A 2,666-nucleotide genomic window follows, 5' to 3' on the forward strand; every position below is an offset into this window, starting at 1 on the left:
TCTCATCTTTTCGATCAGCACCGTGTGTCCCAGGTGTATGTCCGGGGCCGTGGGGTCGAAGCCGGCCTTGATCCGCAGGGGTCTGCCCAGCCGGAGCTTTTCCAGCAGTTCTGCCTCGTGGATGATATCAGAGGTCCCACGCTTGATGACCTCAAGTTGTTGCTGTGGCGCTAACATTGTGTCCATATGATAACCGTTATCGGTGCATCGCGTCAAGGCAAGGGAAAAATAAAAGCCAAAACGTTAATGCCGGCGACACCGTATTCCTTATACGGCTCCCGTGCGTTCGTTGATATACATTGGCTCTTTCTCAAAGTGAGTGGGTAAGATTAGCAATCCCGCCTATGGTAAGGCTTGACATGTTCCATTTTATATCTGCTGTTTTTGAGGGGAAGCATATAAAGGGTAAGGCGGTAGATTGCACTACCCCCTCCCGTTGGTCGCTAGTCTTAAGTTAAGTTACCCATATGAAATAAGAAGGAACCGCTTTTTTCTTTAGCCGAGGGTGAAGGAGTTGTAAAGTCCAGGGTCATTGAAGGGCTGGAGATAGACGTAAATGAAATCTTTGGTGATTTCTACTTTTGAGCATGTGCAGGATGCAGGAACAAACGCAGGTTATCGCCCTTGACCTCCAGGCGATAACCCTGTTTCGCTATCCACGCTGCCGGCCTTACCCCAGCAAGTCTCTGAAGCGTTGAAAGAGATACCGCGAGTCGTTAGGACCAGGACCAGCCTCCGGATGATGCTGAACGGAAAAGACCGGCAAGTGCACGTGTCTCATGCCCTCAGCCGTGCCGTCATAGAGGTTGACGTGTGTCAGTTCGACCTCCTTGCTGATGCCGTCGATATCGACACAGTAGTTGTGATTCTGCGAGGTTATCTCAACCCTGCCGGTTTGGAGGTCCTTGACGGGGTGATTGCCGCCGTGATGACCGAACTTGAGCTTAAACGTCCTGCCGCCAAGTGCAAGCCCCAGTATCTGATGTCCAAGACAGATGCCAAAGATTGGTTTCCTGTCCAGGAGTTTTCTGACGTTTTCAATGGCATATCCAACCGCCTCGGGGTCTCCGGGGCCGTTGCTGAGAAATATGGCATCGGGTGCGAGTTTTAAAACCTCATCCGCACTGGTGGCAGCCGGTACCACATGCACGTCAAAGCCAACGCTCACAAGACTGCGCAAGATGTTGAGCTTTACGCCAAAGTCGTACACCACCACCTTCTTTGATGCCGTGGGGCGTTGCAGGCTGCTATTCAGCGACCAAAGCGGCTCACTCCAGTGATAGGGGCCTTGTGCCGTTACGCCTTGTACTAGGTCAATGCCACCGATACCGGGGTGTCCATTGATCCGCTGATATAGCCTCCGTGGGTCTGCTTTCAGGGTTGAGATTATACCCATCATTGCCCCGGATGTTCTGAGGTGTACGGTAAGCGCCCGTGTGTCAATCCCGCTGATGGCCACGATGTTGTGTTGCCTCAGATAGTCGCCTATGGATTGATTGCCGCGCCAGTTGCTCCAGCGCCCAAAGGATTCCTTCACGATAAACCCCTCGACCTTGGGGCCTGCCACCGACTCCGCATCTTGGGGGTTTATGCCGTAGTTGCCTATCTGAGTGTACGTCATGGTAACTATCTGTCCCTTGTAGGACGGATCGGTCAATATCTCCTGATATCCGCTCATGGCGGTATTAAAGACGACCTCCCCAACGGCTTCACCCTCTGCCCCAAATGCCTCACCCTCAAATACCGTACCATCGGCAAGTACAAGCAATGCCCCGCTCATAGACTGCCCCGCAGTTGGTCGTACCTGATTGCACCACCAACAATTGTCAGCACACAGAGTCCCTTGAGCTGCCAACCGTGAAATGGCGTGTTCCTGCCCTTTGATACCAGGCTGTTCATATCCACCGTAAACTCCCTGTCTATGTCAACCACCACGACGTCGGCCACTGCACCCTCCGTCAGAGTACCCTTGCCAAGCCCTAGAATGTCGGATGGCTTAACGGTCATTTTTTCAATCAAGGCGCTCAATGACAGCACCCCCTCCTGTACGAGTCTCAGCCCCAGGGCAAGTGCGGTCTCAAGCCCCGATATGCCAAATGCGGCCACGTCAAACTCGCACTCCTTGTCGTCCTTGTGGTGTGGTGCGTGGTCCGTGACGATGCAGTCAATGGTGCCGTCGCAGATGCCCTCTCTGACGGCTTCAACGTCTTTTTTGGTGCGCAGTGGGGGGTTGACCTTGGCCAAGGTGTTGTAGCCCTTTACGCAGTCCTCCGTTATGTGGAGATAATGCGGGGTGGTCTCAGCCGTGACGTTAATCCCTGCGGCCTTTGCCTCTCTGATGGCCCTGACCCCGCCCGCCGTAGAGACATGGGCAATGTGCAACCTTCCGCCAGTCAGGGCTGCAAGCTCTATGTCGCGCCGTATCATGATCACCTCCGCCTCTGCCGGTATCCCCCTCAGACCCAGGAGTGTTGAGAGTTGCCCTTCGTTCATCACCCCGTCTGCGGAGAGCCAGACGTCTTCGGCGTGAGATATTACGGGGACGTCGAAGGTCGTTGAGTATTCAAGCGCCCGTCTCATGAGCAGGGAGTTGGTGACCGGTCTGCCGTCATCGGAGAAGGCAACACAGCCGGCTGCCTTCATAAGACCAAACTCGGTAAGCTCCT

General features: G+C 54.3%; 2 protein-coding genes and 1 pseudogene. All 3 read right to left on the bottom strand.

Annotated elements, in window-relative coordinates:
* Window positions 1-177: pseudogene (locus tag HWQ67_RS15895) on the bottom strand (tyrosine--tRNA ligase); the annotation flags it as partial.
* Window positions 178-670: 493 nt separating this feature from the next.
* Window positions 671-1,780: a glutamine-hydrolyzing carbamoyl-phosphate synthase small subunit gene (gene carA, locus HWQ67_RS15900; RefSeq protein ID WP_218253666.1), complete on the bottom strand. Its 1,110-nt coding sequence runs from the start codon at window positions 1,778-1,780 to the stop codon at window positions 671-673.
* A partial coding sequence (locus HWQ67_RS15905; protein WP_218253667.1) for a dihydroorotase occupies window positions 1,777-2,666 on the bottom strand: 890 nt, incomplete at its 5' end. The genes carA and HWQ67_RS15905, both read right to left, overlap by 4 nt.

The sequence above is a fragment of the Candidatus Magnetobacterium casense genome (assembly GCF_019173545.1).
GTDB classification, from domain to species: Bacteria; Nitrospirota; Thermodesulfovibrionia; order Thermodesulfovibrionales; family Magnetobacteriaceae; genus Magnetobacterium; species Magnetobacterium cryptolimnobacter.

Excerpts from the sequence above, each read along its gene's own strand:
- carA (WP_218253666.1), bottom strand. The coding sequence starts at position 1,780 with ATGAGCGGGGCATTGCTTGTACTTGCCGATGGTACGGTATTTGAGGGT.